Source organism: Bacillus sp. 275 (assembly GCF_001999205.1).
Taxonomy (GTDB): domain Bacteria; phylum Bacillota; class Bacilli; order Bacillales; family Bacillaceae; genus Bacillus; species Bacillus velezensis.
This window is the reverse complement of the sequence record NZ_CP019626.1, coordinates 1445608-1470166: the sequence shown is the minus strand read 5'-3', so window position 1 is coordinate 1470166 and position 24559 is coordinate 1445608. Positions and strand designations below refer to the sequence as shown.

At 39.9% G+C, this 24559-nt stretch carries 28 protein-coding genes, 1 pseudogene and 1 riboswitch; of the genes and pseudogenes, 22 read left to right on the top strand and 7 right to left on the bottom strand.

Annotated features, from left to right (window positions below; genetic code table 11):
* Positions 1-4: 4 nt before the first annotated feature.
* Positions 5-130: a hypothetical protein gene (locus tag BZ167_RS20585; RefSeq protein WP_257787082.1), complete on the top strand. Its 126-nt coding sequence runs from the start codon at positions 5-7 to the stop codon at positions 128-130.
* A gap of 388 nt (positions 131-518) precedes the next feature.
* Positions 519-722 (top strand): cold shock protein CspC, encoded by a 204-nt coding sequence (gene cspC / locus BZ167_RS06910; RefSeq protein WP_003156143.1) that lies wholly within the window; start codon positions 519-521, stop codon positions 720-722.
* Positions 723-1385: 663 nt separating this feature from the next.
* On the opposite strand, the gene BZ167_RS06905 is transcribed toward cspC, so the two are convergent.
* Positions 1386-1847, bottom strand: a complete 462-nt coding sequence (locus BZ167_RS06905) for a CarD family transcriptional regulator (RefSeq protein ID WP_015416890.1) — start codon at positions 1845-1847, stop codon at positions 1386-1388.
* Positions 1848-2303: 456 nt separating this feature from the next.
* Between BZ167_RS06905 and BZ167_RS06900 the strand changes: the two genes are divergently transcribed.
* Positions 2304-2984 carry an aspartate/glutamate racemase family protein gene (locus BZ167_RS06900; RefSeq protein ID WP_033575037.1) on the top strand — a complete coding sequence of 227 codons (681 nt, stop codon included), beginning with the start codon at positions 2304-2306 and terminating at the stop codon, positions 2982-2984.
* Between the two features lie 107 nt (positions 2985-3091).
* On the opposite strand, the gene BZ167_RS06895 is transcribed toward BZ167_RS06900, so the two are convergent.
* The 3 genes from BZ167_RS06895 to cotR form a co-directional block, all read right to left on the bottom strand.
* The gene (locus tag BZ167_RS06895) at positions 3092-3661 is read right to left on the bottom strand and encodes a DUF2812 domain-containing protein (RefSeq protein WP_033575036.1); all 570 of its coding nucleotides are present in this window, start codon (positions 3659-3661) and stop codon (positions 3092-3094) included.
* Complete coding sequence (locus BZ167_RS06890; RefSeq protein ID WP_015416893.1) at positions 3648-3965, bottom strand: PadR family transcriptional regulator; 318 nt, start codon at positions 3963-3965, stop codon at positions 3648-3650. The genes BZ167_RS06895 and BZ167_RS06890 overlap by 14 nt, the downstream gene beginning before the upstream one ends.
* 350 nt (positions 3966-4315) lie before the next feature.
* Positions 4316-5281, bottom strand: coding sequence for a sporulation hydrolase CotR (gene cotR, locus BZ167_RS06885; RefSeq protein WP_015416894.1), 966 nt, complete (start codon positions 5279-5281; stop codon positions 4316-4318).
* Between the two features lie 190 nt (positions 5282-5471).
* Here cotR and BZ167_RS06880 point away from each other — a divergent pair, with 190 nt between their 5' ends.
* The 5 genes from BZ167_RS06880 to BZ167_RS06860 all read left to right on the top strand — a co-directional run bounded on the left by BZ167_RS06880 (position 5472) and on the right by BZ167_RS06860 (position 8996).
* Entirely contained in the window at positions 5472-5948 is a 477-nt protein-coding gene (locus tag BZ167_RS06880) for a DinB family protein (protein WP_033575035.1), read from the top strand.
* 35 nt (positions 5949-5983) lie between these two features.
* Complete coding sequence (locus tag BZ167_RS06875; RefSeq protein WP_015416896.1) at positions 5984-6349, top strand: cupin domain-containing protein; 366 nt, start codon at positions 5984-5986, stop codon at positions 6347-6349.
* Positions 6350-6511: 162 nt separating this feature from the next.
* Entirely contained in the window at positions 6512-6697 is a 186-nt protein-coding gene (locus BZ167_RS06870; RefSeq protein ID WP_031378630.1) for a hypothetical protein, read from the top strand.
* A 235-nt stretch (positions 6698-6932) separates the two neighbouring features.
* Complete coding sequence (locus BZ167_RS06865) at positions 6933-7253, top strand: hypothetical protein (protein WP_015416897.1); 321 nt, start codon at positions 6933-6935, stop codon at positions 7251-7253.
* Positions 7254-7649: 396 nt separating this feature from the next.
* A complete protein-coding gene (locus tag BZ167_RS06860) occupies positions 7650-8996 on the top strand; it encodes an FAD-binding oxidoreductase (RefSeq protein WP_033575034.1) in 1347 nt (448 codons plus the stop codon).
* 111 nt (positions 8997-9107) lie between these two features.
* Here BZ167_RS06860 and BZ167_RS06855 read toward each other — a convergent pair.
* Positions 9108-9529: pseudogene (locus BZ167_RS06855) on the bottom strand (VOC family protein).
* 192 nt (positions 9530-9721) lie between these two features.
* Between BZ167_RS06855 and BZ167_RS06850 the strand changes: the two are divergent.
* Together BZ167_RS06850 and BZ167_RS06845 are read left to right on the top strand one after the other, a co-directional pair.
* A complete protein-coding gene (locus BZ167_RS06850; RefSeq protein WP_033575033.1) occupies positions 9722-10663 on the top strand; it encodes a cation diffusion facilitator family transporter in 942 nt (313 codons plus the stop codon).
* Positions 10664-10726: 63 nt separating this feature from the next.
* Entirely contained in the window at positions 10727-11764 is a 1038-nt protein-coding gene (locus BZ167_RS06845) for a flavin-containing monooxygenase (RefSeq protein WP_033575032.1), read from the top strand.
* 98 nt (positions 11765-11862) lie between these two features.
* On the opposite strand, the gene BZ167_RS06840 is transcribed toward BZ167_RS06845, so the two are convergent.
* Positions 11863-12498 carry a hypothetical protein gene (locus tag BZ167_RS06840; protein WP_033575031.1) on the bottom strand — a complete coding sequence of 212 codons (636 nt, stop codon included), beginning with the start codon at positions 12496-12498 and terminating at the stop codon, positions 11863-11865.
* 305 nt (positions 12499-12803) lie between these two features.
* Between BZ167_RS06840 and BZ167_RS06835 the strand changes: the two genes are divergently transcribed.
* The 10 genes from BZ167_RS06835 to BZ167_RS06785 all read left to right on the top strand — a co-directional run bounded on the left by BZ167_RS06835 (position 12804) and on the right by BZ167_RS06785 (position 21364).
* Positions 12804-13598 carry a dihydrodipicolinate synthase family protein gene (locus BZ167_RS06835; protein WP_033575030.1) on the top strand — a complete coding sequence of 265 codons (795 nt, stop codon included), beginning with the start codon at positions 12804-12806 and terminating at the stop codon, positions 13596-13598.
* A 143-nt stretch (positions 13599-13741) separates the two neighbouring features.
* Entirely contained in the window at positions 13742-13945 is a 204-nt protein-coding gene (locus BZ167_RS06830; RefSeq protein ID WP_077391985.1) for a hypothetical protein, read from the top strand.
* Positions 13946-14096: 151 nt separating this feature from the next.
* Entirely contained in the window at positions 14097-15146 is a 1050-nt protein-coding gene (locus BZ167_RS06825) for a Cfr family 23S rRNA (adenine(2503)-C(8))-methyltransferase (protein WP_077391984.1), read from the top strand.
* A 109-nt stretch (positions 15147-15255) separates the two neighbouring features.
* Positions 15256-15636 carry a hypothetical protein gene (locus BZ167_RS06820; RefSeq protein WP_031378624.1) on the top strand — a complete coding sequence of 127 codons (381 nt, stop codon included), beginning with the start codon at positions 15256-15258 and terminating at the stop codon, positions 15634-15636.
* A gap of 88 nt (positions 15637-15724) precedes the next feature.
* Positions 15725-15828, top strand: a riboswitch (TPP riboswitch).
* Between the two features lie 77 nt (positions 15829-15905).
* Positions 15906-16370 (top strand): TIR domain-containing protein, encoded by a 465-nt coding sequence (locus BZ167_RS06815; RefSeq protein WP_015416904.1) that lies wholly within the window; start codon positions 15906-15908, stop codon positions 16368-16370.
* Positions 16367-17377: a thymidylate synthase gene (locus BZ167_RS06810; protein ID WP_015416905.1), complete on the top strand. Its 1011-nt coding sequence runs from the start codon at positions 16367-16369 to the stop codon at positions 17375-17377. The genes BZ167_RS06815 and BZ167_RS06810 overlap by 4 nt, the downstream gene beginning before the upstream one ends.
* Complete coding sequence (locus tag BZ167_RS06805; protein ID WP_039252583.1) at positions 17374-18132, top strand: class I SAM-dependent methyltransferase; 759 nt, start codon at positions 17374-17376, stop codon at positions 18130-18132. The genes BZ167_RS06810 and BZ167_RS06805 overlap by 4 nt, the downstream gene beginning before the upstream one ends.
* Before the next feature lie 14 nt (positions 18133-18146).
* The gene (thiD, locus tag BZ167_RS06800) at positions 18147-18965 is read left to right on the top strand and encodes a bifunctional hydroxymethylpyrimidine kinase/phosphomethylpyrimidine kinase (RefSeq protein WP_061861198.1); all 819 of its coding nucleotides are present in this window, start codon (positions 18147-18149) and stop codon (positions 18963-18965) included.
* Positions 18966-18973: 8 nt separating this feature from the next.
* Positions 18974-20212, top strand: coding sequence for an HAD-IIA family hydrolase (locus tag BZ167_RS06795; protein WP_061861199.1), 1239 nt, complete (start codon positions 18974-18976; stop codon positions 20210-20212).
* A gap of 189 nt (positions 20213-20401) precedes the next feature.
* Positions 20402-21364, top strand: a complete 963-nt coding sequence (locus BZ167_RS06785) for an arsenic resistance protein (protein ID WP_061861201.1) — start codon at positions 20402-20404, stop codon at positions 21362-21364.
* A 58-nt stretch (positions 21365-21422) separates the two neighbouring features.
* On the opposite strand, the gene BZ167_RS06780 is transcribed toward BZ167_RS06785, so the two are convergent.
* Positions 21423-22472: an NAD(P)-dependent alcohol dehydrogenase gene (locus tag BZ167_RS06780; RefSeq protein WP_007609682.1), complete on the bottom strand. Its 1050-nt coding sequence runs from the start codon at positions 22470-22472 to the stop codon at positions 21423-21425.
* A gap of 159 nt (positions 22473-22631) precedes the next feature.
* On the opposite strand from BZ167_RS06780, the gene BZ167_RS06775 reads away from it, so the two are divergent.
* Positions 22632-23036 (top strand): MerR family transcriptional regulator, encoded by a 405-nt coding sequence (locus BZ167_RS06775; RefSeq protein ID WP_007409338.1) that lies wholly within the window; start codon positions 22632-22634, stop codon positions 23034-23036.
* Positions 23037-23259: 223 nt separating this feature from the next.
* On the top strand, positions 23260-24549 hold the full coding sequence (locus BZ167_RS06770; RefSeq protein WP_015416909.1) for a Na+/H+ antiporter NhaC family protein: 1290 nt from the start codon (positions 23260-23262) through the stop codon (positions 24547-24549).
* Positions 24550-24559: the final 10 nt, after the last annotated feature.

Below are 24559 nucleotides of genomic sequence, written 5' to 3'. Positions count from 1 at the left end.
ATTAATGAAGATCAGCCTGACTTTGTTTACAGTCATTTTATTGGGCAGCATCGCAGGAGTGGTTTTAACAAATAATGTCCCTGTTATCAAAGCTCCTTTTCATGTTGCTGATGACAGAGTAGGTGCTTAGTGAGTTGGACCAAAAAAATACGTATAAATAGCTCTGACTAAAACCTTTGTGGGTTAGTTAGAGCTTTTGTAAACCCACTCGTTTTCGTGAGTGGGCTTTTTTAAAATACATCTATCAACACGATATTTATTATTAAGTACGGTAAGGGGTCCGTCCAAACTTCTAAATTACAAATGAAGGTTCTCACTAAAAAAACCTGCCGCACGTTTAACAAATAAAACCCTGAATGAAACATAATATTAATTTGCAGTTATTTCCGTTTCGTGCTATGATAAAGGAGAATTATTTTTGTTCGTGTAAAGGATAGTATGAATATCGACTTTTCGTCTTGATGATACTTTGGGCAAGGATAGTAATACAATGTGTAACACACTAGGAGGCAACAAAAATGGAACAAGGTACAGTGAAATGGTTTAATGCAGAAAAAGGTTTTGGATTTATCGAACGTGAAAATGGAGACGATGTATTCGTACACTTTTCTGCAATCCAAAGTGACGGATTCAAATCTTTAGACGAAGGTCAAAAAGTAACGTTTGACGTTGAGCAAGGTGCTCGCGGAGCTCAAGCTGCTAACGTTCAAAAAACTGCTTAATCTTCAATCGTTTATACAAACAGGCTCTTTATATAGGGCTTGTTTTTTTATGTTCTCTGTATCATACTGAATAAAAAAACCCTACTCAACGTTCGAGTAGGGACAGTTGCTACAAGGTAAGAAAAAGGTTTAAAACCTCAAAGGATTGTTTACAGTATAACATACCGGATTGACGATATGTGGAATATATATAAATGATTTGTTTTTATGTTCTCAAGATAACTGTATGTTATTCTTTGTTACAATTCGCATATCTCTTTTATGAAAAGAAGAAAACAACTGCTATTCACTGTGGAAGCAGATGTAAGAAATTCTTAAAGATAAAGAGGGGAGTGGTTGTTTTTTCTTCCGGAAATAATCACTTAGACCTAAAACAATGAAAGCCCTGCCTCTCTTCCATCCTTACGGCTCCTTGTCCGTGCCAGTGTGAATCAGGATTACAAAAATCAAGTGACTATTTCATCGAGTTTTTTGATAAAACATCAAATGTTCGTTGAAGAAATTTTTAATAATAAAAACAGATTAGATTGTAGGAATAATAAAAGAGGTTAATGTTCTAAAAGTAAGTTGAAGAAGTTAAAGCGTCTTTGAAATATTTTAATCGTAATATTCCGAAAACTCGTGGGTGCTTTTTGGAATGCAAAACATTATTTAAAATTAACCTTAGCAGAAACTTTTTATTTGTTTTTCAGTGATTCCTTTAATGACTTCCAGTTCACTAATCAAAAATTCATATGCATCATCCAACATTTTTTTTTCGCTTGAATTAAGTGCTTTTTCTTTCTTCATTCGCATTAAATCACGTACAACTTCAGCGCCTTCTTGTATTTCACCCGTTTTTATTTTGTTCGTGTTTACTATATACCTTTGCTTCCACGGCAGTAACCTATCTGATTCTCCATGCTGAAAAATGTGTATAATGTGTTTTAATGCACGTATATCAGTAACTGGCCGTATATTTGAACTCAATATTTTACGCGTTGGAATCATAACTGTCATATTACTTATTGACATTCTTATGACATAATACTGTTGTTTTTCCTCTAAGAATTGTTTTTCTTCTATGGCTTCAATTGTACCTGCTCCGTGCATTGGATAAACAATGTTATCGCCAATTTGAAACATATAATCCACCTCCATATATGGGAACTTAACTTAAGGTTATCATATATGGAGTTAGATATCAAATTTTTAATGATAACATGGTCATTTATTGGTGTCAATAACTTTTTTGAAAAAACAACATCAAAACAAGAGGGAACCTGTGGGATTCCCAAAAAAGGAAAGATCAATTCAATTGGTCCGTGTATATCTTGGAATCTCGACTAATTAACAGAGATCAGTTTTTCGTTGAAAATGAGTTATTAAATCTCCTTTAGGAGTCCATGCCTTGACATCAATGACAGGTTTACTAATCTATATGGGCACAATTTAATCACCGATTTTTAACCATAATTCAATTAATGAAATGATAAAATAGGAGAAGACAGCCAAAAAGAAATGAGAGCAGATTCAGATGCGAAACACAAGAATAACTTATCGTGGTCGTATTCGTACACATTTTTACAGAGGAGGACAATTATGATTGGAATACTGGCAGGAATGGGGCCAAAATCTACTGGGCCATTTGTAGATAAGGTAGTAGACGAGTGCCAAAAAATATATGGAGCAATACATGACATGGATTTCCCTCATATGATGATTTATTCTTGTCCGACTCCTTTCTATATGAATAAACCTCTCAATCATACGGACATGGAAAAGGCAATTATTGAGGGGGCTGTAAAGCTTGAAAAAACGGGTGTTGATTTTATTGCCATCCCATGTAATACCGCACATATTTATTTTAACCAAATAAAAAAATCGCTTTCAGTCCCTTTACTAAACATGGTTGATGAAACCATAAAAAAAATACCTAAAGGCTCCAAAAAAGCAGCTCTTTTAGCCACCGTTCCTACGGTTCAATCTGGAATATTTCAAGAAGCGTTAAACAGAGAAAATTATGATTTTTTACATCAAGATAGTTGGCAAATCTATGTCGATCACATAATAGAAAAGATTAAACAAGGTCAAATCAATGAGGCTCGTACATTATATGATGAATTACACCGTGACTTAGCAGAAAAGGTTGATACGGTTATCATTGCATGTACGGATTTAAATATGGTCACGGATCAAAAAAGCAGCGGACTTACCTTTGTTGATTCATCAGCTTGTCTCGCTCAAGCCATTGTAAATAAGTATGTATTATTAACAAAATAAGCCGTCTGATTTATCAGCAAATTCAGGGCGCTTTTTTTCCGTTAAAGCGCCCGGATTCGGCAAATACATGATCCTCGATTACTTCTTTGAATGTAACTTCCCCCGCGTTATTGTTCTTTTAACAGTGAATACTTTCGATACGCTTTATAGAAACTGCAGCCAAATAGAACAGCCATAAGGGCGGGAAGCGACCTCAAAAGGGCAAATGGAGTTTCAAATAAAAATGCTTTCCAAAACATTGCGCCTTCCATACTCCACAGACCTTCAGCTAAATACAAACCTGAATTCGTGTAAAGCATATTACAATAAAACAAGCACAGTAACCCAAAACAAGATGAAAAACTCATTAGTCTTTTATAATAATTACTCTTTGATTGGCGATCCGAGAAGATTTCATTTTGATCATCATCTTCTTTTTGCCAATATCGAGTTCCAAGCCCCCAAGGGCCATTTATATAAACCCAGCCGAAGTCTTCATAGATCTCTTTGTAGTCTTTGAACTTTTTCTTTGATAAATAATCTTGATAATCCAGTCGCATCACATATTTTTTGTCGGTTTTTTCGAAAGTGTATATTCCTAATCCGCTGATATTTGTACAGCGATAGCCTTTTTGTAATTGCTCGTTCAGCCATTGCTCCTCTTTTTCAATATCAAAAAACACCTTAAATTTCTTCATTCGATTCACTTCCTTCGTACAGGGATAAAATATGCAGTAACCTGTTTTGTTCCATTTTCAAAATGGCGCTTCCTTCCGCAGTTATCATATAAACTTTTCTCCGGCCCGACTCTCCGACAGGTTCAATCCAGCCATGCTTATTCAAGTTTTCAATCGCGCCGTATAATGTGCCGGCCGCTAAAATAACAGTTCCGTTACTCATCTTTTCGATCTTCTGCATGGCGGCATAGCCATGAAGCGGCTCCCGCAGAGCTAATAAAATATAATGCATGGTTTCAGACAGCGGTAATAATTTATGTTTCATATCCTCATCCTCTATTCAGTCTGACTATATAGTTAAACTTAATACAGTTCAACTGAATAGTCAAGAGTCTTTTCAAAATTTGTCAAAGGAACTTGAAATTCAAATCTAAAAAGCCGCTTTTCTTACGTAATGGGAAGCGACTTCTGGGTAGTCCTATTCAATTAAATGGCCCGATTGTTGGTTGTAATGCCTAACTTCAGTGTTTGAAATGCCGGGCGGTAATAAGCTTTATCGAATGCCCAGGGTATAAATATCCCGTGAAGGTCCTAATTCTCTCAGCCGCATTAATAATACCAAGGGTTTTGAGTCCCTTGGTATTTTTTGTTCATTGTTTTAAGATGTGAATTTCCTTAGTGGCTGTCGTTCCAGTTTTTCTCTAGAAATGTATTCACAGGCTGTAAGTTGGTTTTGTTCGCAATTTCAATGACAGCGGGAACCACGGAAGGGTCTGTTTTGGAGAAGTTAGGAATCCGCGGATCTAACCGGAAAAAGCGATCTCCCAGCAGATTCGCACTGACCATGGATTCATAGTAGCCATTTCCGCCGGAGATCATCTGAAGAAATGGCAGTAATGGTTCATTAGGCGACCTGTCCAAAAGGACTCCCCAATTTGGAGGAAGGTTCTTCAGATTTTCGGGACGTATGTTATCCGCACTTACCATTCCCCACCCCCTCGTATCTCTTCTTAACCGAGTCGGGGCTTCGCCTGTACCGATGGATAGCGCCGCAATTTGATCCAATGGCACGTTGGCTTTACCAACCGCAAACGCGATACTGGCCGTACTGGGGTTCGTTGCCACTACATATCCGTCCACGTAATTTTGATAGGCTCGCTGCGTCGCGGGGGCACCGCTGCTCCGCAGTATGACATCACTCACTTTCTCATTTAAATAGGGAGAGCCGGGAAAGTTGTGAAATAATACGGGCGTCCAACGATCCAGTGCTGGGGAGTATAGTTTGAATGAAGGGACAACAATTCGTTTTCTTAGATCTTTAAGGCGAAGGCCTGGCGGGAAAAAGTTTCGTACCGCTTTAATAAAACCGGAATATGGTAATTGTTGATTGAAAACAGGTCCTCCCGGCCGGGAAGTGCTGAATGCGGGCAGGATTTCATCCTCAAAATACTGAAGTGTTTCCTTCGGAGATCTTCCGCTTGCTAATGCAAGGGCAGTAAATGAACCGATTGAATTTCCCGCAAATACATGGGTTCGGCTTATTAATGCTGGATTTTCTTCAGCCAGTCTGTTCAATAGCTGTAAACTTAAAGCACCTAAGGTACCGCCCCCGTCAAAGGTCATGATCCGATACTTTGCCAAAGCTGATTTCTCCTTTCTGATGAAAACTATCATTCAGTATATGTTCAGCCAGAGTCTATTGTATGGATGAATGAATATCTTCTTATCTTAAATTACCAATCCAGCGAGTTGGGAAAGAATACGTTTTTTATTTAAAGAGGTTTTTTCCGGGAAGAAGGAGAATTATTTAAAAATAAAAGGGGGAAAACACTTGAATACGATTGACCTTATTATTTTAAATTTTGAAGAAGTAAGACGGCGAAGCATCAAGTTATGGACAGCTATACCTGGGGAAAAAATGGACTGGCGCCCGGATTCCGAAGCCATGTCGTGTAAGGAAATGATAAGACATGTATTAGAAGCAGAATTTCTTTATCATCACATTTTACTAAAACAAATGAATGAGTCTTCAGAGGAATCTAAAAACCCGTATGAGTCAAAAACGTTTACCACAGTAACCGAAGAATTAGAATTTGCAAAACCGTATCGGGCCGAGTTTTTGACATTCATCAAATCGTTAAACGAAGCAGATTTAACAAATATAAAGATTGACAGGTCTGATGTTGGATATATTCGCGAACTAGGAGACATGTTATTAAGAATCGCTTATCATGAGTCCGTACATACCGGTCAGCTTTTAGACTATCTCAGAACTGCTGAAGTGGACAGGCCTTTAATTTGGGACTAGTTAAATGATAGAGTTTTACAAGGAAAGCGGAAAGAATGGAATATAAACCGATTAATTTTCAAGAGAAATTAGCTGCGTTCCAAGATCAATGGTCTCCAAAAGTAATCGCTGAAATGAATGATTATCAATTTAAACTTGTTAAAGTACAAGGGGATTTTGTTTGGCATAAGCATGACGAAACAGATGAAGTCTTCATTGTCATTAAGGGTAATTTGATCATTGAATTTCGTGATGGAGAAGTAACATTAAATGAAGGTGAAATGTTTGTCATTCCGAAAAATGTTGAACATAAACCTTATGCAGAATCAGAGTGTAACATTTTGCTTGTAGAGCCTAAAGGTGTTGTGAATACGGGGCAGGAAATAACTGATCAAACAGCTGAAAATGATGTCTGGGTCTAGCCTGTAACAAAAAACGATCAAAAATCCGAAAGATCGAATGACGATTAGAGAAAATGATCAGGAAAACCAATTAAGAATGATTTAAGGTTAAATATTGAAAAATTGTGTTAATATTATAATACATTGTTTGGAAATGTAATCATTTTATAAGGAGTTTTCTAATTGCGTTGGAGTAAATGGTTCAATATTTGTTGCATAGCAGCATTGGGATCAGTATATGGCTATAAATTGTTTACTAACCAAGAAGTCAGTACGGCTCGTTTGATCATAGCTGCTGCAATTATCTTGTGGAACATTGTCGGACTTTTTAGCAAAGAACCAGTAAAACAAACACAGCAAGCAAACTAAAAGTCAAAAACACAAAAAGTTGGTACAGAAGGATGCTGCAGCGCGCAGCATCCTTTTTACGCTGCTTATTATAATCGTCAAAAATCATTCAAGTTTCATCAGGCATCCAGAATCTGTTGTATCGATAAATCAAAATTGCCCTAAAATGTGCCGGTTCATCAAAATACCAGTCCAAGCTGCAGTTATTTCTTTACATAGTATGTAAAGATTAAAAGATGAGAGAAGGAGTGGCGTAATGTATTATAACGAAGGTGAAGATCAACAGTACGTTCAGAAGAAAAAGCCATACAACGAAGCCTGTGACCTTGGCCATGATTTTGATATGGCGGAAGACGAAGCAAGAGCAGAAGCAGCAAGAGAAGCAGAAGCGAGAGCCAGAGCGGAAGAGGCGATAGCCAGAGCGGAAGAAGCAAGAGCCAGAGCAGCAGAAGCAGCAAGAGCAACGGCAGAAGCAAAGGTAAAAGCGGCAAAATTAGCAGCAAAAGCGAAATGTAAAAAACGTCATAAGAAAGAGAAAAAACAGGATTGCAAACGTAAGCACAAGAAGAAAAAATAAGAGCTTTTCATAACGTAAAAGATAAGATTTTTGACTGAGAAAATCAATACAGGGGTGCAAAAACGATAAAGAATAAGATTCTTGTCGGGGGATCAAGCAGAAAGATTGCTCAGCCGGTGTCTCAGCAGAACCATGCATGGCAGGGCAAACATAATTTTCTATGGACTTCCATAGTTTGGTCGGGATATCACGCCAATAAATGTAAGTGCCTATCATGATAAAAAAGGCAGGAGAGACAAGAGTTTCGGCAGCTTGCCGCTCTTGTCTTTTTTTTGTTTTTATATCATCTTCGCGTATATGTATCTATTTTTAAGTTTGCAGAACATCTGTCTAAGAATTTGTCCCATTCCTACATATACTGGTATCGGAATCAAATGCTTATTGGGAGTGAAATAGATGGGATCAGCACAGTTAACAGGACGCGTCATCTTCAAAGGGGACCCCGGCTATACACAGGCGGTTAAGAATTGGAACCCTTATGTTGATGTCTGTCCGCTTGTCTTTGTTTTTGCACAAAATTCATACGATGTAAGTAATGCTATTAAATGGGCTCGTGAGAAGAATGTGCCTATGCGTGTCAGAAGCGGCCGCCATGCTCTGGATAAAAATCTTTCCACGGTAAGTGATGGAATTGTTATTGATGTGAGTGACATGAATAAAGTTTTCTTAGATGAAAAAAACGCGGTAGCAACCGTTCAAACCGGCATTCACGTCGGCCCGCTTGTAAAAGGTTTAGCTCGGGAAGGTTTTATGGCCCCGTTCGGAGACAGTCCAACCGTCGGAATCGGAGGAATCACGATGGGAGGCGGATTTGGAGTGCTTTCACGATCGATCGGCCTGATAAGTGATAACCTTCTCGCACTGAAAATGGTAGATGCCAAAGGCAGGATCATACAAGCAAATCATTCCCGCAATGAAGATTTACTGTGGGCTTCCAGAGGCGGCGGGGGAGGCAATTTCGGATATAACACCCAATATACATTCAAAGTTCACCGTGCCCCTAAAACCGCAACCGTCTTTAATATTATTTGGCCGTGGGAACAGTTAGAAACGGTATTTAAAGCGTGGCAAAAATGGGCGCCGTTTACAGACGAACGATTAGGATGCTACCTTGAGATTTACAGCAAAGTAAATGGCTTGTGCCATGCGGAAGGATTGTTCCTCGGTTCAAAACCAGAGCTGGTTCAATTATTAAAACCTTTATTAAATGCCGGAACGCCGGCACAAACAGTAATCAAAACACTATACTATCCGGATTGTATAGATTTCTTAGATCCTGACGAACCGATTCCCGGCAGATCTGATCAGAGTGTTAAATTCTCCTCGGCGTGGGCGCTCAATCTTTGGCCGGAAGAACCTATTGCAGTAATGAGACAATTTTTAGAAAAAGCGACTGGGACAGAAACCAATTTCTTTTTTATCAATTGGGGCGGCGCGATAAGCAGAGTACCAAGCAGTGAAACAGCCTTCTATTGGCGCCGTCCGTTGTTTTATACGGAATGGACGGCCAGTTGGAAAAATAAATCACAAGAAGCTTCGAATCTTGCATCAGTTGAAAGAGTGCGTCAGCTGATGAAACCATATGTAACAGGTTCATATGTGAATGTTCCGGATCAAAATATCGAGAACTTCGGAAAAGCATATTATGGCTCAAACTTTGCAAGGCTTCAAAGAATAAAGGCGAAATACGATCCCGAAAATGTATTCCGTTTTCCGCAAAGCATCCCGCCATCGTATAAATAGTTTGATCGTTTTGGTAAACAAAATAAAAACGCTGCGTTTTGATCTGCATTCTAAACATTATCTCAAACACACCAGAACATTCAGGTGTGTTTTTATCGTTGCTAAATTTGGTTATTCAATTGCATCCCAGTGCGGATTCCAAACGATTTCCCATAAGTGTCCATCGGGGTCTTGGAAGTGACCGGAGTATCCGCCCCAAAAAGTATCATGAGCGGGATCAGTTATCGTTGCTCCTGCCTGTTTTGCCTGTTCCATGACTTTATCGACTTCAGCTTTACTGCCAACATTATGTCCTCATGTAAATTCTGCAGGGCTTGGCGCAGTTAACGTAACGTTTGTTTCATGTGCGATGTCTTTGCGGTTCCAAATGGCAAGTTTCAGTCCTGTTTGTAAGTCAAAAAAGGCAGCTGCGCCATGTTCAAATTCTGTACCGGCTATTCCCTCTGTAGGCAGACCCAAGCCATCTCGATAGAAGTGAAGCGATTTTTTTAAATTGTCTGCGCCTAAGTAATTACTGTAATCCGCGGCTTCATAGCAATCATTGATCAAGAGCAATATAAAGTATTGGACATTTTCATTGAAAAGATTTTGACATTTCAGTAAAGAACCTATATATTCATATATGAGCACATAATCATATAAGGTTATTTTTTTGTCCATGTTAGAATGCTTCATAACAGAAAAGAAATAATAAATGCAGTGTATGAGATAAGGAGGAGATTTTTATGGGGCACAATCACAATCACGCTGGCGGAGCCAATAAGAAGGTTTTATTGATCTCTTTTATCATGATTACAGGTTATATGATAATAGAAGCGATAGGCGGATTTGTAACCAATAGTTTAGCGCTTTTGTCAGATGCAGGCCATATGCTGAGTGACTCGATCTCATTAATGGTTGCTCTGATTGCTTTTAAATTGGCCGAAAAAAAGGCAAGTCATCATAAGACATTCGGCTACAAACGATTTGAGATTCTCGCAGCTGTGATAAACGGTGTTGCATTAATATTGATTTCCCTTTACATCATTTATGAAGCAATCAAACGTTTCTCTCATCCGCCGGAGGTAGCAACAACCGGCATGCTGACGATTAGTATCATCGGGTTAGCTGTAAATATATTGGTCGCTTGGATTATGATGAGTGGCGGAGATACAAAGAATAATCTGAATATAAGAGGAGCTTATTTACATGTAATAAGCGATATGCTCGGCTCTGTAGGTGCCATTTTAGCTGCCATACTTATCATCTTCTTTGGATGGGGCTGGGCAGATCCATTGGCTAGTATCATTGTGGCTATTCTTGTTCTAAGAAGCGGTTACAATGTGACTAAAGATTCCATTCACATCTTAATGGAAGGAACTCCAGAAAATATCGATGTCTATGATATCATTCGTACAATTGAAGGGACAGAGGGAATTCAAAACATTCATGATTTACACATATGGTCTATCACAAGCGGATTGAATGCTCTTTCTTGCCACGCAGTTGTTGACGGTCAACTGACCATTTCAGAAAGTGAAAATATTTTACGCAAAATTGAACATGAACTTGAGCATAAAGGCATTACACATGTAACCATTCAAATGGAAACAGCAGCGCATAATCACGACAATACGATTCTTTGTCAGGCCCAGACTGAGAATCCGCGTGACCATCATCATCATTAAAGGAGGAAATAGGGACTCACTTTGTCTGCTGACAATTAAGATAAAACCGGAGGGGGGATTCATATGTACGACGCGATAGTAATCGGAGCCGGTCAGGCAGGAATCTCAGTAGGATATTATCTAAAGAAGTCGAAACAAAAGTTTATCATTTTGGATAAAGGTCATGAAGTGGGAGAAAGCTGGAACAACCGGTATGACTCATTGGTTTTATTTACTTCTCGAATGTACAGCTCTTTGCCTGGAATGCAGCTTGAAGGAGACAAGCATGGACTCCCTTCAAAAAATGAAATTGCTGCTTATCTGAAAAATTATGTTGAAAGATTTGAAATCCCGATCCAATTACGGACAGAAGTAATAAGTGTCCAAAAATTAAACAACTATTTCTTAATAAAAACAAACCGGGAAGAATATCAAACGAAGAATCTTGTGATGGCCGCAGGTCCTTTTCATACCCCTAACATTCCATCAATATCAAGGGATGTAGCCGATCATATTCATCAATTACATTCTTCACAATATAAACATTCAAAACAACTGGCGCCTGGGAATGTACTGGTAGTCGGCGGCGGGAATAGCGGGGCTCAGATAGCTGTTGAATTATCCAAAGAAAGAGTTACATATTTGGCTTGCAGTAATAAATCGGTTTATTTCCCTTTATGGATTGGAAAAAGAAGTATCTTTTGGTGGTTTGATAAATTAGGAGTTTTACATGCAAGTCATACATCCATATTAGGCAAGTTCATTCAGAAGAAAGGCGACCCCATATTTGGGTATGAATTAAAACATGCAATAAGACAGAAGAAGATCATCTTAAAACAAAGAGTCATAGCCGGAAAGCAAAATGAAATCATTTTTAAAGATTCATCTTCATTAGAAGTAAACAATATCATTTGGGCAACTGGTTTTAAGAATCCGCTTTGTTGGATGAAAATAGAAGGTGTTTTGGATAAGGAAGGCCGAATTATACATCACCGGGGTGTTTCAGCTGCGGAAGGATTGTATTTTATTGGTTTGCCTTGGCAGCATAGGCGAGGTTCAGCGCTGCTTCAAGGTGTAGGAAATGATGCTGAATACATTGTAAAACAAATGAACGGCGGATAGACAGAGGAGAGCAGTAACTTACGTGTTTACTGCTCTTTTTTGTGTTGAATAAGTCCGGTTATGTGACTGTGTAAAGCCGAAAAAATCTTTTGGCTTAATTAATAAGAAGATCCCTGACTCATTGATTGTGCAACATTCTGACGTACTTCCCGAGCTAACTGCGCGGCACGTAAGGAAGCCTGCCAAATAGCCGGACTCACTGCAGATTGACTGATGGATAATGCCTGTTGTGTGGCTGGAACCATTGGTCTTAGGAGATTTTCCGCCTCGTCTACAGATGACGCGTATTGGTGACCGGCTGCTCTTCGCAGGTCTGCTATCGCTGCGGGGAAGTTTGACCATAGACGAAGTATTGAATTCATGCAGCCTACCATAAGAGGAAAATGAGGAGCCCGGCCTTGTCCGGAGGCGAGAAGCTCTGCTGCGCCTAAAGCAGAATAAACGTGATAGCTCAACGGAGTAAGATATTTCGCGTGTACAGTATGAAGTTCTCGTAATCCCCAAGTGTCTGGAAGAAATCTGAATTCTGAACTCATACCGCATCCCAGAGCGAGTGCTCTGCTGACAGCCTGCAAGTGTTTCACTACCGCAGCCATTGATTGTTGAAAGGAGGATGAGTGTATTGGAATTTGTTGAATCGCAGATAAATGGCTTCGCATTTTATGATTTGCCTGACTTAAATCAGGCTGCTGTCTGTAATCATATACATAATACGGATAATAATAATAATACATATCTAAACTCCCTTTATGAATGGCTTTTAGGAGCAGGATATGCACCCAGATTGTTTTTGATAAGGGCATGTGCCTAAATGAATCCGTCAAATGTTGTTGAGTCTGAATATTTTAGCCCGCCAAAACCAATGGGTAAAACAGTTAAGGCCGAAGCTATGAAGCAGGCTCTCTTTGCCTGCTTTTTTTGTGTGTCGGCCTTTACATCTGACATGTAAAGTTATCTGAAACTGTATCTTTTTAAATGTCAGACAGTGTTATATGATACTCTGCAGATATTCAAGAATATGTACTTGGAGGACATTCTCATGCGAAATTTTAATGTTGCTATCCCTACGCCTTTTCATGAAGATGAAAGTTTATATGTAGAAGGATTTGATGCTATTGTCGAACATTTGAAAAACAGCGGTATCCATTCGTTACTCATATGCGGTACGACTGGTGAACAGCATTCACTCAGCATAGATGAGCGTCTTCAGATCATTGAGTATGTTCATCAGCGAAAATTTGAAGATGTTGAACTGATGTTCGGTGTTTCAGCCGTAAGAACCAGTGATGCCGTCAAACTGATGAAACACATCGAGAAAACCAATATTGATTCTGTACTGATTGGTTTTCCTCCTTATATAAGACCGACACAGCAGCAAGCCGTTTATTACGTTGACGAACTTCTCAGTCATACCTCTAAAGAGGCTGTGCTTTATAATAACCCCGGCCGGACCGGTTTTAATCTGAGTGAGAAAGCGCTTAAAGACTTAATAAGCCGGCATCCCCGGATAAGGGGGCTGAAAGAAGGAGGAGACGTTCTGCGTCATAAACAAACAGAGTTCCCTGATCACTTTATTTTGTTTGCAGCAGGAGACGTTGAATTTCCGAAGATGCTGAGTAACGGGTGTAACGGCCTGTCAAGCATGGCCGGAAATGTCTATCCTGAAGAAATCAGAGAAAGCTTCAGCAGCTTATCAGAAAATAAACCGATTAATCTGGATCGAATAAACGATCTGATTGCTGAAGTGACAAATCATCATACTGTCATGAATATAAAAAATCACTATAGGAAGATTGGGATTCAAGCAGGCAGCTGCCGGTCACCCATTATATAAGAAATGTTCCGTCGCGGATAAGTGAAAAATGTGATCAGCGCGCTTTCTGTACTTGGATTAGGCTTAATAAGCAAGTTATATAATACTGTCATTAGCGGGGGCGTAAGCATTTGTTTAGCTTTACATAAGGGAAACCTTATGATATGGTGATTATTGCTAATATTGACAAGAAAGAGGTGAAAGCGATGATAACGATTTATGGAATTTTGTATGGTGAAAATGCAAAAATTGGAAATGCCTTGGCGGACAAAGGGAGCAGTCTGTCCTTTTTTAAGCCAAATCACCATACAAAAACAGTTATCGGTGCTTTTTCTCTATGTCAAATAAACGATAATCCAATGACATAATGTCCTTGTTTATTTGTGCATGATGTTATTTAAGCGTAACACCGATAATTGTGTCGGTGTTTTTTTGTGCCTGATTTTAAAAAAAGGTTAGATTGATCACTCCCTTCTATTTACTCAAACAAACAAGAGTATTATGGAAGGATGAGAAAACATGCAACAAAAAAACAAGTATATAAGAATCCAAGAGTTCCTGAAGCAAAATAAATTTCCTGATTTTAGAATGAATCAAATCAAAAATGCTGTATTCCAAGGGAGAATAAATCATTTCAATGAAATAACGGTTCTTCCTAAATCCTTGAGAAAATTGTTAATAGAGGAGTTCGGAGAGTCAATTATAAATATTGCTCCTTTAAAAGTGCAGCATTCTGAGCAAGTTACAAAAGTCTTATTTGAAATTTCAGGAGACGAAAAAATAGAAACGGTTAATATGAAATATAAAGCCGGTTGGGAGTCATTTTTTATATCCTCGCAGTGCGGCTGTCATTTTGGCTGTACATTTTGTGCAACAGGAGATATTGGTTTAAAACGCAATTTAACGTCAGATGAAATGACTGACCAAATTTTGTACTTTCACTTAAAAGGACATTCAATTGACAGTATTTCTTTTATGGGAATGGGAGAAGCATTAGCGAATGTACAAGTTTTTGATGCTTTACATGTGCTTACAAATCCGGAGTTGTTTGCTTTAAGCCCTCGCAGGTTATCTATTTCGACCATAGGTATTATTCCGGGCATTAAAAAAATCACTCAGGATTATCCGCAGGTCAACCTGACGTTTTCATTACATTCTCCTTTTAATGAACAGCGAAGCAAGTTAATGCCGATTAATGAACGCTACCCGTTATTGGAGGTAATGGACACATTAGATGAGCATATACGTGTGACCTCAAGAAAAGTTTATATTGCTTATATTATGCTGCCGGGAGTTAATGATTCTATTGATCATGCGAATGAAGTAGTAAATCTTTTAAGAAGCAGATATAAGAGAGGGAACTTGTTCCATGTAAACATCATTAGATATAACCCGACTGTTAGTTCACCTATGAGATTTGAAAAAGTAAATGAGAAACAAGTTGTAAATTTCTATAAAAAATTAAAGTCAGCAGGAATTAACGTGACCGTCAGAAGTCAATTTGGCATTGATATAGATGCTGCTTGCGGACAATTATATGGAAATTATCAAAAAAATAAGAACCAATAAATCAGGTGCAGAACTCGGTTTGACTTCATATTATTTCATTTGATAACATAAAATGGTTATCGTGATTGAAAAAAAGATACCCGTTTTTATAAAAAAAGGAGTCATAACGTTGCTGAAAAGGTTTTTTCTTGTTTTTCTTACGCTGATGATGTCTATATTTGCTGTATTCGCGGCTGCTGAAGAGTCTCCCGGCGATCGTGTCATTTCTTTTGACGAGCCTATGATTTTATTGATCTCACTCGGAATCATCTTATGTTTGTTCATTCCGCCATTCGTCATGTCCTTTTTTGGCAGTTTGGTTGTGAGAATCATATCCGGAGTCTATCAATGTTTTATCGTCCTCACGTTTGCGGGGCTCATTCCGATTGGATTTCTGATCCCCAATGGCTTTTTGACAATTCTTGCCGCCGTACTGGGGACTTTGGTCAGTTCAGCGAGTGTTGCCGTGACCTTATTCGTTGGCAGGAAAAAAGAGGCCGGAAGGTTTTAAAACTAGTGGGTAAGCTGCAATATTTGAAGGGAAAGTCATTGTTTGACTATTTATATGGAATAGCATAGAATTAAAGTAAATATTTATAAAAAGTCACTAGGGGAGCTTTAATAGCTGAGAAGAGACAATACGTCCTGACCCTTTGAACCTGATTTGGTTAATACCAGCGTAGGGAAGTGAAAAATTAGAGAGATTCTTTATCTTATCTATATTTAAGCCACTTTCCATAGAGGAAAGTGGCTTTATTTATTTTGAAAGGGTGATATGAAGTGGCGACTAAAAAAGTTTTTCTGGCAGGGCCTTTTAAAAGTTTAGTAGATGAGAAAACTGGATTGATGAGTACGTATGAGAGGGGAAAGCTGGAATCATTAATTTCCTTTTTTGAGAATGAAGGATGGCTGGTTCATAATGCTCATAAGCGGGAAGGGTGGGGGAAAGATTTCATGACACCCCTTCAATGCACTAAAATTGATTTTGATGAAATAAGTACTTGCGACCTTTTTGCAGCATTTCCCGGATCACCCGCTTCTCCTGGAACACATATAGAAATTGGATGGGCTTCCGCCTTGAAAAAAAAGATCGTGCTATTTCTAGAAAAGGACAAGGATTATGCTTTCTTAATTCAAGGGTTACATGCAGTGGCGGATGTTGAGTACATCAGCTATAAAGATACAGATGATTTAATAGAGAACATTAAAAATACCTTTGCAGCATATAAGGCGGAATCTCAATGAGAAAGAGAACTTTTCATGAAGCATATACGGAAACGCTGTATGACATCTATCACAACCCTGAATTTTTCAATTCACCGCGCGGACAAAAAAGCAGAGAACAATTGAACTACCATCTGACTTTGGAAAATCCAATAGAACGTGTTACTTATTTATCCTCAAGAAAAACCAATATCGTGTTTAATTTTGCTGAAGTGCTATGGTATTTATCGGGGAGTAACGACTTAGATTTTATCAGTTATTACAATAAAAAAATGCCCTCATATTCAATGAATAAAAAAACATTAACAGGCACTGCGTACGGGCCTAAAATATTTGAATTCGGAAATGCAAAACTAAATCAATGGAATAGAATAAAAAATCTTTTGACACAAGAAGATATTGATTCAAAAAGGGCATTTATTCAAATATTCGATGCTTCGGAACTCTTCGTTTTAGAAAATATAGATGTTTCCTGCACAATCGGTTTGCAGTTTTTTGTGAGGGAAGGCGAATTATACATGTCTTCTGTCATGCGTGCAAATGATGCTTTTCGCGGGATGATCAGTGATCTTTTCTCATTTACCTTCATGCAGGAATTAATGGCCAGAGAACTGCGTGTAGAAGTCGGAGAATATTTTCATAATGCGGGATCAATCCATATTTATGATTCAGATCATGAATGGGCGAAAACGGTGCTTGAAGAAGCTGAAAATTACCATGATATTCCGGAATTTGAATTCCCGAAAATGCCTGAGGGAAATAACTGGCCGTCCATTGAAACAGTCTTAAAGTACGAAGAATTACTTAGGAAAGATCAAATTTCTATGACTAAAAACGATATTGAAATGCTTGATTTACCTGATTACTGGAAACAGATTCTTTTCCTTTTCAGTATATACCAGCATATTGCATATAAACGTGATATGGATCATTCTCTATTTCAAAGTTTACTTCCTGTATATCAATTTTTCGTCAGGAATAAGTGGCTTCATTATTTCTCAACTGAGCAAAAGGAGGAAATTCAATGAAAACTTCATGGAAAGAAGACAGTGTTGCTGGTAAATTCGATGCTTATAACGACGTTTTAGAACAAACGTTAGGTTTTGAGTTTGTTTTTCGTACTTTTGATAAAGCGGAGATTAAAAAGGTGCTCGATTTCGGATGCGGTCCAGGAAAGGTAGCTTATAGGCTGGCTGACAGAATAGGCTGCAATGTGATCGCAGTCGATGAATCAAGGAAGATGTTAGATATAGCAAAGGCAAAAAGACAACATCCTCATGTGGACTATCATTTAATTGAACACGATAATCTTTCCTTCTTACCAGATCACTCAGTTGATGCTGCAATGGCCTGTTATGTTTTTATTAATACGGATAGTGACCAGCGTATCAAAGGTATCATAGATGAAATTTTTCGTGTGTTAAAACCAGGAGCTTCATTTGTCATACTCGATACGAATCCTGATTCAACCGGAATTGAATTTTCAACCTTCCGTAATGGAATACCGGGGAAAGAATATTCTTACGGAGAAGAAAGAAATGAATGGCTCCATGTTCCCGGACAAGCAGATTTAATTTTAAATGATTTTCATTGGCCGAAGTCAATGTATTATAAACTATTAACTCTTGCAGGTTTTGAAAATGTAACTTTATCAGAACCAACGTTAAACGATATTGACCAAGAGCATGTAAAAGCCATAGAGAAAGAGTTTCAATTTAATAATTGGAAATGTGAAAAGGAATATCCGCCTTTTGTCATTTTTAAAGCAGTGAAACCTGCCTGAAGGAGGAGTGTAAATTGACGGATACTTATAAAGCGCTTTCGATTGCTGGGACTGATCCTTCCGGAGGGGCGGGAATTCACGCGGATTTAAAAACATTTCAGGAACAAAAGGTATATGGAATGGCAGTTATTACATCAGTTGTTGCACAAAACACACTTGGTGTGAAAAGTTTTGAGGAAATGTCTCTTCAGAATATATCTCAGCAAATAGACTGTGTCATGGATGATATAAAACCGGATGCTGTCAAAACCGGTATGCTTGCAAGTATAGGAATTATTGAATTGCTGGCAGAAAAGTTAAAAGACGCAAATATTCAATCGTATGTGATGGATCCGGTTATGATTGCTAAAAGCGGACATCATCTTCTCCATAAGGACGCCATTGATCATTTGAAGAAATTATTAATACCCCAAACAACTGTTATTACACCGAACATTCCGGAAGCGGAAGTAATCATCGGCAAATCAATCGAGACTGTACAGCAGATGCGTGATGCGGCGAAAGAAATAGTGGAGGTATACGGGGCAAAAAGTGCTGTCGTAAAAGGGGGGCACCTGAACGGAGAAGCCCGTGATATTTTGTACTTTGACGAGGACTTCGAGGAATTTGTTTCTCCCCGCTTTGATACAAAGCATACTCATGGAACAGGCTGTACGTTTTCAGCTGTGATAACTGCAGAGCTGGCAAAGCAGCACAGCATACCGGAATCAGTGGCAACTGGAAAGGAATTCATTTCAGCAGCCATTAAACATCCCTTAGGAATCGGGAAAGGACAAGGCCCTACAAATCATTTTGCATATCGCTCAACTATTAACCAAGAGACAACCGCTTAAGGAGTGTTATGATGATCTCCGAGAATTATGATGTATTTTTATTTGATTTAGACGGAGTGATATATATAGGAGATAAAGCTTTACCAGGAGCTGTGGCCTCTTTAAAACGACTCCGTGAAGAAAAGAAAGCCATTCGCTTTTTAACGAATGATCCTTGTGTTACAAGAGAAACGATTGTGAAACGCCTTCATAAACTGGGGATTTCAGCAAGTATTGATGAAGTGTTTACTGCGGGGTGGGCAACAGCTGATTACCTTGTCAGTGAAGGAATAAAGAAGGCATATATATTGGGAAATGACCAACTTAAAAGTGAAATTCAAAAGGCCGGTATTGATCTTACGGAAGATCAGGCGGAGGCTGTTGTCATTGGATGGGATCAAAATATTACATTTCAGGATGTGCATAAGGCAGTAAACCTCATCCGCTGCGGGGCTTCATTTATTGCTGCAAACGGGGATAAAACATTTCCTGCCGCTAACGGACCAGCTCCCGCGACAGGCGCTATAGTCGCGGCTGTTAAAACAGCAGCTGCTAAAGAGCCGATTATAATTGGAAAACCGGCGTCTTCAATATTTGAAAAAGTACTCGAGTCTTTTGAAGATAAAGAGAGATGCGTTTTGATTGGGGATACGCCTGAAACAGATATTGTCGGAGCAAACCAAATAGGCATCACTTCCGTATTAGTTTCTGAACAAAATACTTTATTTCCTGCAAAACATGATTTTAGAAATCCGGATGTTGTGATCCGCGATCTGAAAGACTTGTTCGATAATGAAATAAAGGCAGAAGTACGGAAAAAACCGGATTTCCAATGGACAGAACAAGTGAAAGCCGGAGTCGCTGGAATTATAATTAAAGAATCAAGTTCCGTTTTATTAATGAAGCGTGCTGATAATGGTTTATGGGGCATTCCTTCAGGACATGTGGAACCTGGTGAAACAGTTGAACAAGCAATTATAAGAGAAATAGAAGAGGAAACTGGATTAGTGGTGAAAGTCTCTAAAATGATAGGCGTTTATTCTGATCCGAGTTCACAAACCTTTATATACCCTGACGGCAGAGTCAGCCATTTTATTACCAATTGTTTTCAATGTGACGTCATCGGCGGCACTTTGAAAAAGTCCACTGAGGAAGCCATGGAAATCAGATATTTTGATATCCATGAATTACCTGAACATCTCTTGCCGATGCACCCGAGATGGCTGGATGATGCTTTGGAAATGAAAGAGAATGCTTTTATTCGATAAGGAACAGTATGTCAAAAATACTTTTTGGGGGTTATTTACAAGGATTAACGGTTTTCAACCCGTTTTTCTCGGCCGCGTTCCAAAAAACACCAAGTGTCACAGACCCTTGGTGTTTTTTAATTCCGGCAGAACCATAATGCAAGAGCGGCAGAAAAGAAGGTATAATGGGCGGAGAAGAGGTGTCAGCCAATGAAAATAACCAGAGAGACATTAGAAAAACAGCAAATTTGGATATATGGTGTGACTCTTGTAATCGGCGGAATAGCGGGGATCGCCGGGAAAGATTCAGGACTTCGCTGGGGATGGACGATATCACCGCTTATCGCTGTTCTCATGTATGCCATGTTTGCCCAAATCCCATTCTTGAAGCTGAGGGAAGCCATGTCAAACCTCAAGTTTATGGCGGCTTTATTGATCGGTAATTTCTTAGCTGTACCTGTCGTTGTATGGGTGTTAACCGCCATTTTTCCTCAATCTCCTCCTATATTATTAGGGGTTTGTTTGGTATTGCTTACACCTTGTATTGATTACGTCATCGTCTTTACTCAGCTCGGCAAAGGAAATGAGAGATTAATACTGGCTTCCACGCCGGTTTTGTTCACCGTTCAGATGGTATTGCTTCCGTTATACCTGTGGCTGTTTATCGGGAAAGAAGTGATAGGGGCTGTTCATGCGGGACCGTTTCTGGAAGCATTCTTATTGTTAATAGCAGTGCCGCTGCTGGCGGCGGTGATGACTCAATTATGGGCTGATAAGAAGCCGGCGGGAGATAAGGTGCTGGAATGGACGGCGTGGCTGCCTGTTCCTTTTATGGCTCTGGTCTTACTGGCGGTCGTCGCCACACAAATCGGAAAGGTCATCAGTGATGCTGACATCATTATATGTGTGATTCCGATCTATCTGTTATTCCTGCTCATTATGCCGTTTGTCTCCCGGCTTATCGCATATGCGTTCCGTCTGGATACAGGTGAAGGAAGAGCATTGATCTTCAGCACGGGCACAAGAAATTCTATCGCAGTCCTTCCGTTAGCGCTGGCTTTGCCGGATGCTTGGGCCTCATTAGCCGCCGCTGTAATCGTCACACAGACGATTGTTGAATTGATAGGCGAATTGGTTTATATAAAAGCGGTGCCCGGTTGGCTGCTGAAATAAAAAATAATTTGAACTGAAAAAAACATACCAACAAATATTGGTATGTTTTTTATGTCGATTATAAAGTTGAAATATCAATGACGAAACGGTAGCGGACATCGCTTTGGAGAACCCGTTCGTACGCTTCGTCAACTTGATTGGCCGGTATCACTTCAATTTTAGGAGCAATGCCGTGCTCGGCGGCGAAATCAAGCATTTCCTGAGTCTGCGGAATACCGCCGACGAGTGAACCCGCAATGCTGCGGCGGCCCGTGATTAAGGAGAACACACTGTATGAGTCCGGCTTAGCGGGCGCTCCCACATTTACCAATGTACCGTCAATGCGAAGCAGGGATAAGTAGGCATCTACGTCAAGGTTCGCGGATACTGTATTTAAAATAAGATCAAATCGTCCGGCCAGCTCAGTAAATGTATCCGGATCGCTTGTTGCAAAGTAATGATCGGCTCCAAATTCAAGCGCTTCGTCTTTTTTGTTCATTGAGCGGCTGAGGACGGTGACCTCTGCGCCTAAAGCGTGCGCGAATTGAACGGCTAAATGTCCAAGCCCGCCCATTCCGACAATCGCCACTTTTTTGCCGGGGCCGGCATTCCAGTGTTTCAGCGGAGAATAGGTGGTAATGCCCGCGCACAATAGCGGGCTGGCAGCATCCAAATCCAGCTGATCCGGAATCCGGACAACGAATCTGTCAGTGACAACTATTTTCTGGCTGTAGCCGCCGTACGTAGGGTTTCCGTCGTAGTCCAGGTTATTATAAGTCTGAACAACGCCTTTTGTGCAATATTGTTCGTCTCCGTTCAGGCAGTATTCACATTCCCCGCAGGAGTCTACAAAACAGCCGACACCCACACGGTCGCCGACGGCAAATGTGGTGACTTCTTCACCCACGGCCTCCACAACTCCGGCAATTTCGTGTCCGGGAACCATCGGAAAGATTCCGCCGCCCCATTCATCGAATGCACTGTGGATGTCTGAGTGACAAATCCCGCTGTACTTAATATCAATCAGGATATCGTGCGGCCGTAATGCTCTTCTCTCAATCGTTGTCCGCTCAAATTTAGCTTTTGCATGCGGAGCGCTTAATACACGAGTCGGATGATTATTGCACATGGTTATCTTCCTTTCCAAGATAAAGTGATGAATCCTCTGTTCGATTTTACTTTAAATGTTAAAGCGGACTTTAAGTCAAGGAGTTTGGTTTATTTTTTTATGAAATGATATTCTATAATGGCACGCTTATGAAAGGTATGAAGGACGGGTGGTAAAAATATGAAGATTGCGCAGGCTGCAAAGCAGGTTGAGTTATCAGCCGCAACGCTTAGGTATTATGAAAGTATAGGACTGATTCCTCCGGTAAAACGCGATGAAAGCGGCATCCGCGATTATGACGAAGATGATGTGAATTGGATTCAATTTATAAAATGCATGAGAAGTGCCGGGCTGTCGATTGAGGCGCTGATTGAATATACCGCTTTATTTATTGAAGGAGCCGATCATACGATCGAACCCCGAAAAAACATCCTTATAAATGAAAGGAAAAGGCTGACGGAGAAACAGAGGGAAATTGATGAAACCATAAAACGATTAAACAGGAAGATTGAGGATTACGAAGATATCCTTGAAAATGAAGCGAAACTTAAAAACAGATTGAAAGCTGAATGTATTTCTGAATGAAGAGAAGGTGTCCCGGACGCGGGGCCGCATGAAATGTACCAAGGGAAACGAGCCTTGGTTTTTTTATTTTCTAAAGAGTGGAAACAAAACAGCCTTTTCTATCTTATCAATCATTACTTATCCTTTTTTCAGCTTGACTTTTTTACTGCAGACTTTTAAAGTGTGAAATGTTGCTTAGACTGTGATTAGCGACTTTAATGCTGAAAAGAGGTGGTTTACCCAGATGAACAATAAAAAGAACCCTTGGGCGTTATTGCCTTTAGTCTTATTCGTAGGGCTTTTTGTCGGCTCTGGTCTGGTGACCGGAGATTTTTATAAATTGCCGATCTTGATTGCCGCGATCATTGCGTCAGCTTTTGCGCTGTTATTTAACCGGAAGAAATCGCTCAATCAAAAAATAGAATGGTTCGCTTCCGGTGCGGGACATCCTGATATTATCATTATGGTTTTGATTTTTATATTGGCAGGTGCCTTTGCTTCAGCGGCTGAAGCGATGGGAGCGGTGCATTCAACTGTCAATCTTGCTTTGAGCGTTATTCCGCAGCAGTTTTTGCTGCCGGGGCTGTTTATCATTGCCTGTTTTATTTCTATATCGATGGGAACATCAATGGGCACGATTGCGGCGGTTGCGCCGATCAGCGCGGGTTTGAGCGGCGAGCTTGGCATCTCCGCCGCGATTCCGATTGCGGCTGTGGTCGGCGGAGCTATGTTCGGAGATAATCTTTCTTTTATTTCCGATACGACCATCGCGGCAGTCCGGACGCAAAAAACACAAATGAGGGATAAATTCAAAACGAACTTTCTGATTGTTTTGCCCGCTGCCATTGTGACTGTTATTATCTTATTTTTTATTCCGGCAGGCCACGCCGTCCATACGGGAACTGCATCTTACAGCTGGATTAAGGTGCTTCCTTATATCGCCGTGTTGGTTTTTGCGTTAATCGGTATTAATGTGATGGCTGTCATATTCGGCGGATTGATTTTGACGGGAATCATAGGGTTAGCGTGCGGCAGCCTTACGTTTGATTCTTATTTTAAGGCGATTACGGATGGAATTGCCGGAATGAGCGATCTGATCATCCTGTCCATGCTGATCGGCGGGATGGTCGGCGTGATGAAACAAAACGGCGGGATCGACTTTTTACTGGAGTTCATCACGAAACGAATCCGTTCGAAAAAAGGAGCCGAAGCCGGCATTGCCGGACTGGTCAGTGTGACGAATCTGGCTGCGGCCAATAATACGATCTCGATTATCGCAGCCGGGCCGATTGCAAAGAATATCGCTGATAAATTCAACATCGACAACAGAAAATCGGCAAGTATTCTGGATATCTTTTCGTGCATGATTCAAGGATTGATTCCTTACGGCGCGCAGCTGTTATCAGCCGGAAAATTCGGGAATATTTCACCCGTCAGCATCCTGCCATACTCTTTCTATCCCGTTTTAATCGGAATCTGCGGCATCGCCGCCATCATATTTGGACTGCCGAAATTCACAAGAAATACGAAATGAAAAAAGCGCC

Excerpts from the sequence above, each read along its gene's own strand:
- BZ167_RS20585 (WP_257787082.1), top strand. The coding sequence starts at position 5 with ATGAAGATCAGCCTGACTTTGTTTACAGTCATTTTATTGGGCAGCATC.
- cspC (WP_003156143.1), top strand. The coding sequence starts at position 519 with ATGGAACAAGGTACAGTGAAATGGTTTAATGCAGAAAAAGGTTTTGGA.
- BZ167_RS06905 (WP_015416890.1), bottom strand. The coding sequence starts at position 1,847 with ATGTTTCAAATTGGCGATAACATTGTTTATCCAATGCACGGAGCAGGT.
- BZ167_RS06900 (WP_033575037.1), top strand. The coding sequence starts at position 2,304 with ATGATTGGAATACTGGCAGGAATGGGGCCAAAATCTACTGGGCCATTT.
- BZ167_RS06895 (WP_033575036.1), bottom strand. The coding sequence starts at position 3,661 with ATGAAGAAATTTAAGGTGTTTTTTGATATTGAAAAAGAGGAGCAATGG.
- BZ167_RS06890 (WP_015416893.1), bottom strand. The coding sequence starts at position 3,965 with ATGAAACATAAATTATTACCGCTGTCTGAAACCATGCATTATATTTTA.
- BZ167_RS06875 (WP_015416896.1), top strand. The coding sequence starts at position 5,984 with ATGGAATATAAACCGATTAATTTTCAAGAGAAATTAGCTGCGTTCCAA.
- BZ167_RS06865 (WP_015416897.1), top strand. The coding sequence starts at position 6,933 with ATGTATTATAACGAAGGTGAAGATCAACAGTACGTTCAGAAGAAAAAG.
- BZ167_RS06860 (WP_033575034.1), top strand. The coding sequence starts at position 7,650 with ATGGGATCAGCACAGTTAACAGGACGCGTCATCTTCAAAGGGGACCCC.
- BZ167_RS06850 (WP_033575033.1), top strand. The coding sequence starts at position 9,722 with ATGGGGCACAATCACAATCACGCTGGCGGAGCCAATAAGAAGGTTTTA.
- BZ167_RS06845 (WP_033575032.1), top strand. The coding sequence starts at position 10,727 with ATGTACGACGCGATAGTAATCGGAGCCGGTCAGGCAGGAATCTCAGTA.
- BZ167_RS06840 (WP_033575031.1), bottom strand. The coding sequence starts at position 12,498 with ATGTATTATTATTATTATCCGTATTATGTATATGATTACAGACAGCAG.
- BZ167_RS06835 (WP_033575030.1), top strand. The coding sequence starts at position 12,804 with ATGCGAAATTTTAATGTTGCTATCCCTACGCCTTTTCATGAAGATGAA.
- BZ167_RS06830 (WP_077391985.1), top strand. The coding sequence starts at position 13,742 with ATGGTGATTATTGCTAATATTGACAAGAAAGAGGTGAAAGCGATGATA.
- BZ167_RS06825 (WP_077391984.1), top strand. The coding sequence starts at position 14,097 with ATGCAACAAAAAAACAAGTATATAAGAATCCAAGAGTTCCTGAAGCAA.
- BZ167_RS06810 (WP_015416905.1), top strand. The coding sequence starts at position 16,367 with ATGAGAAAGAGAACTTTTCATGAAGCATATACGGAAACGCTGTATGAC.
- BZ167_RS06805 (WP_039252583.1), top strand. The coding sequence starts at position 17,374 with ATGAAAACTTCATGGAAAGAAGACAGTGTTGCTGGTAAATTCGATGCT.
- BZ167_RS06795 (WP_061861199.1), top strand. The coding sequence starts at position 18,974 with ATGATGATCTCCGAGAATTATGATGTATTTTTATTTGATTTAGACGGA.
- BZ167_RS06785 (WP_061861201.1), top strand. The coding sequence starts at position 20,402 with ATGAAAATAACCAGAGAGACATTAGAAAAACAGCAAATTTGGATATAT.
- BZ167_RS06780 (WP_007609682.1), bottom strand. The coding sequence starts at position 22,472 with ATGTGCAATAATCATCCGACTCGTGTATTAAGCGCTCCGCATGCAAAA.
- BZ167_RS06775 (WP_007409338.1), top strand. The coding sequence starts at position 22,632 with ATGAAGATTGCGCAGGCTGCAAAGCAGGTTGAGTTATCAGCCGCAACG.
- BZ167_RS06770 (WP_015416909.1), top strand. The coding sequence starts at position 23,260 with ATGAACAATAAAAAGAACCCTTGGGCGTTATTGCCTTTAGTCTTATTC.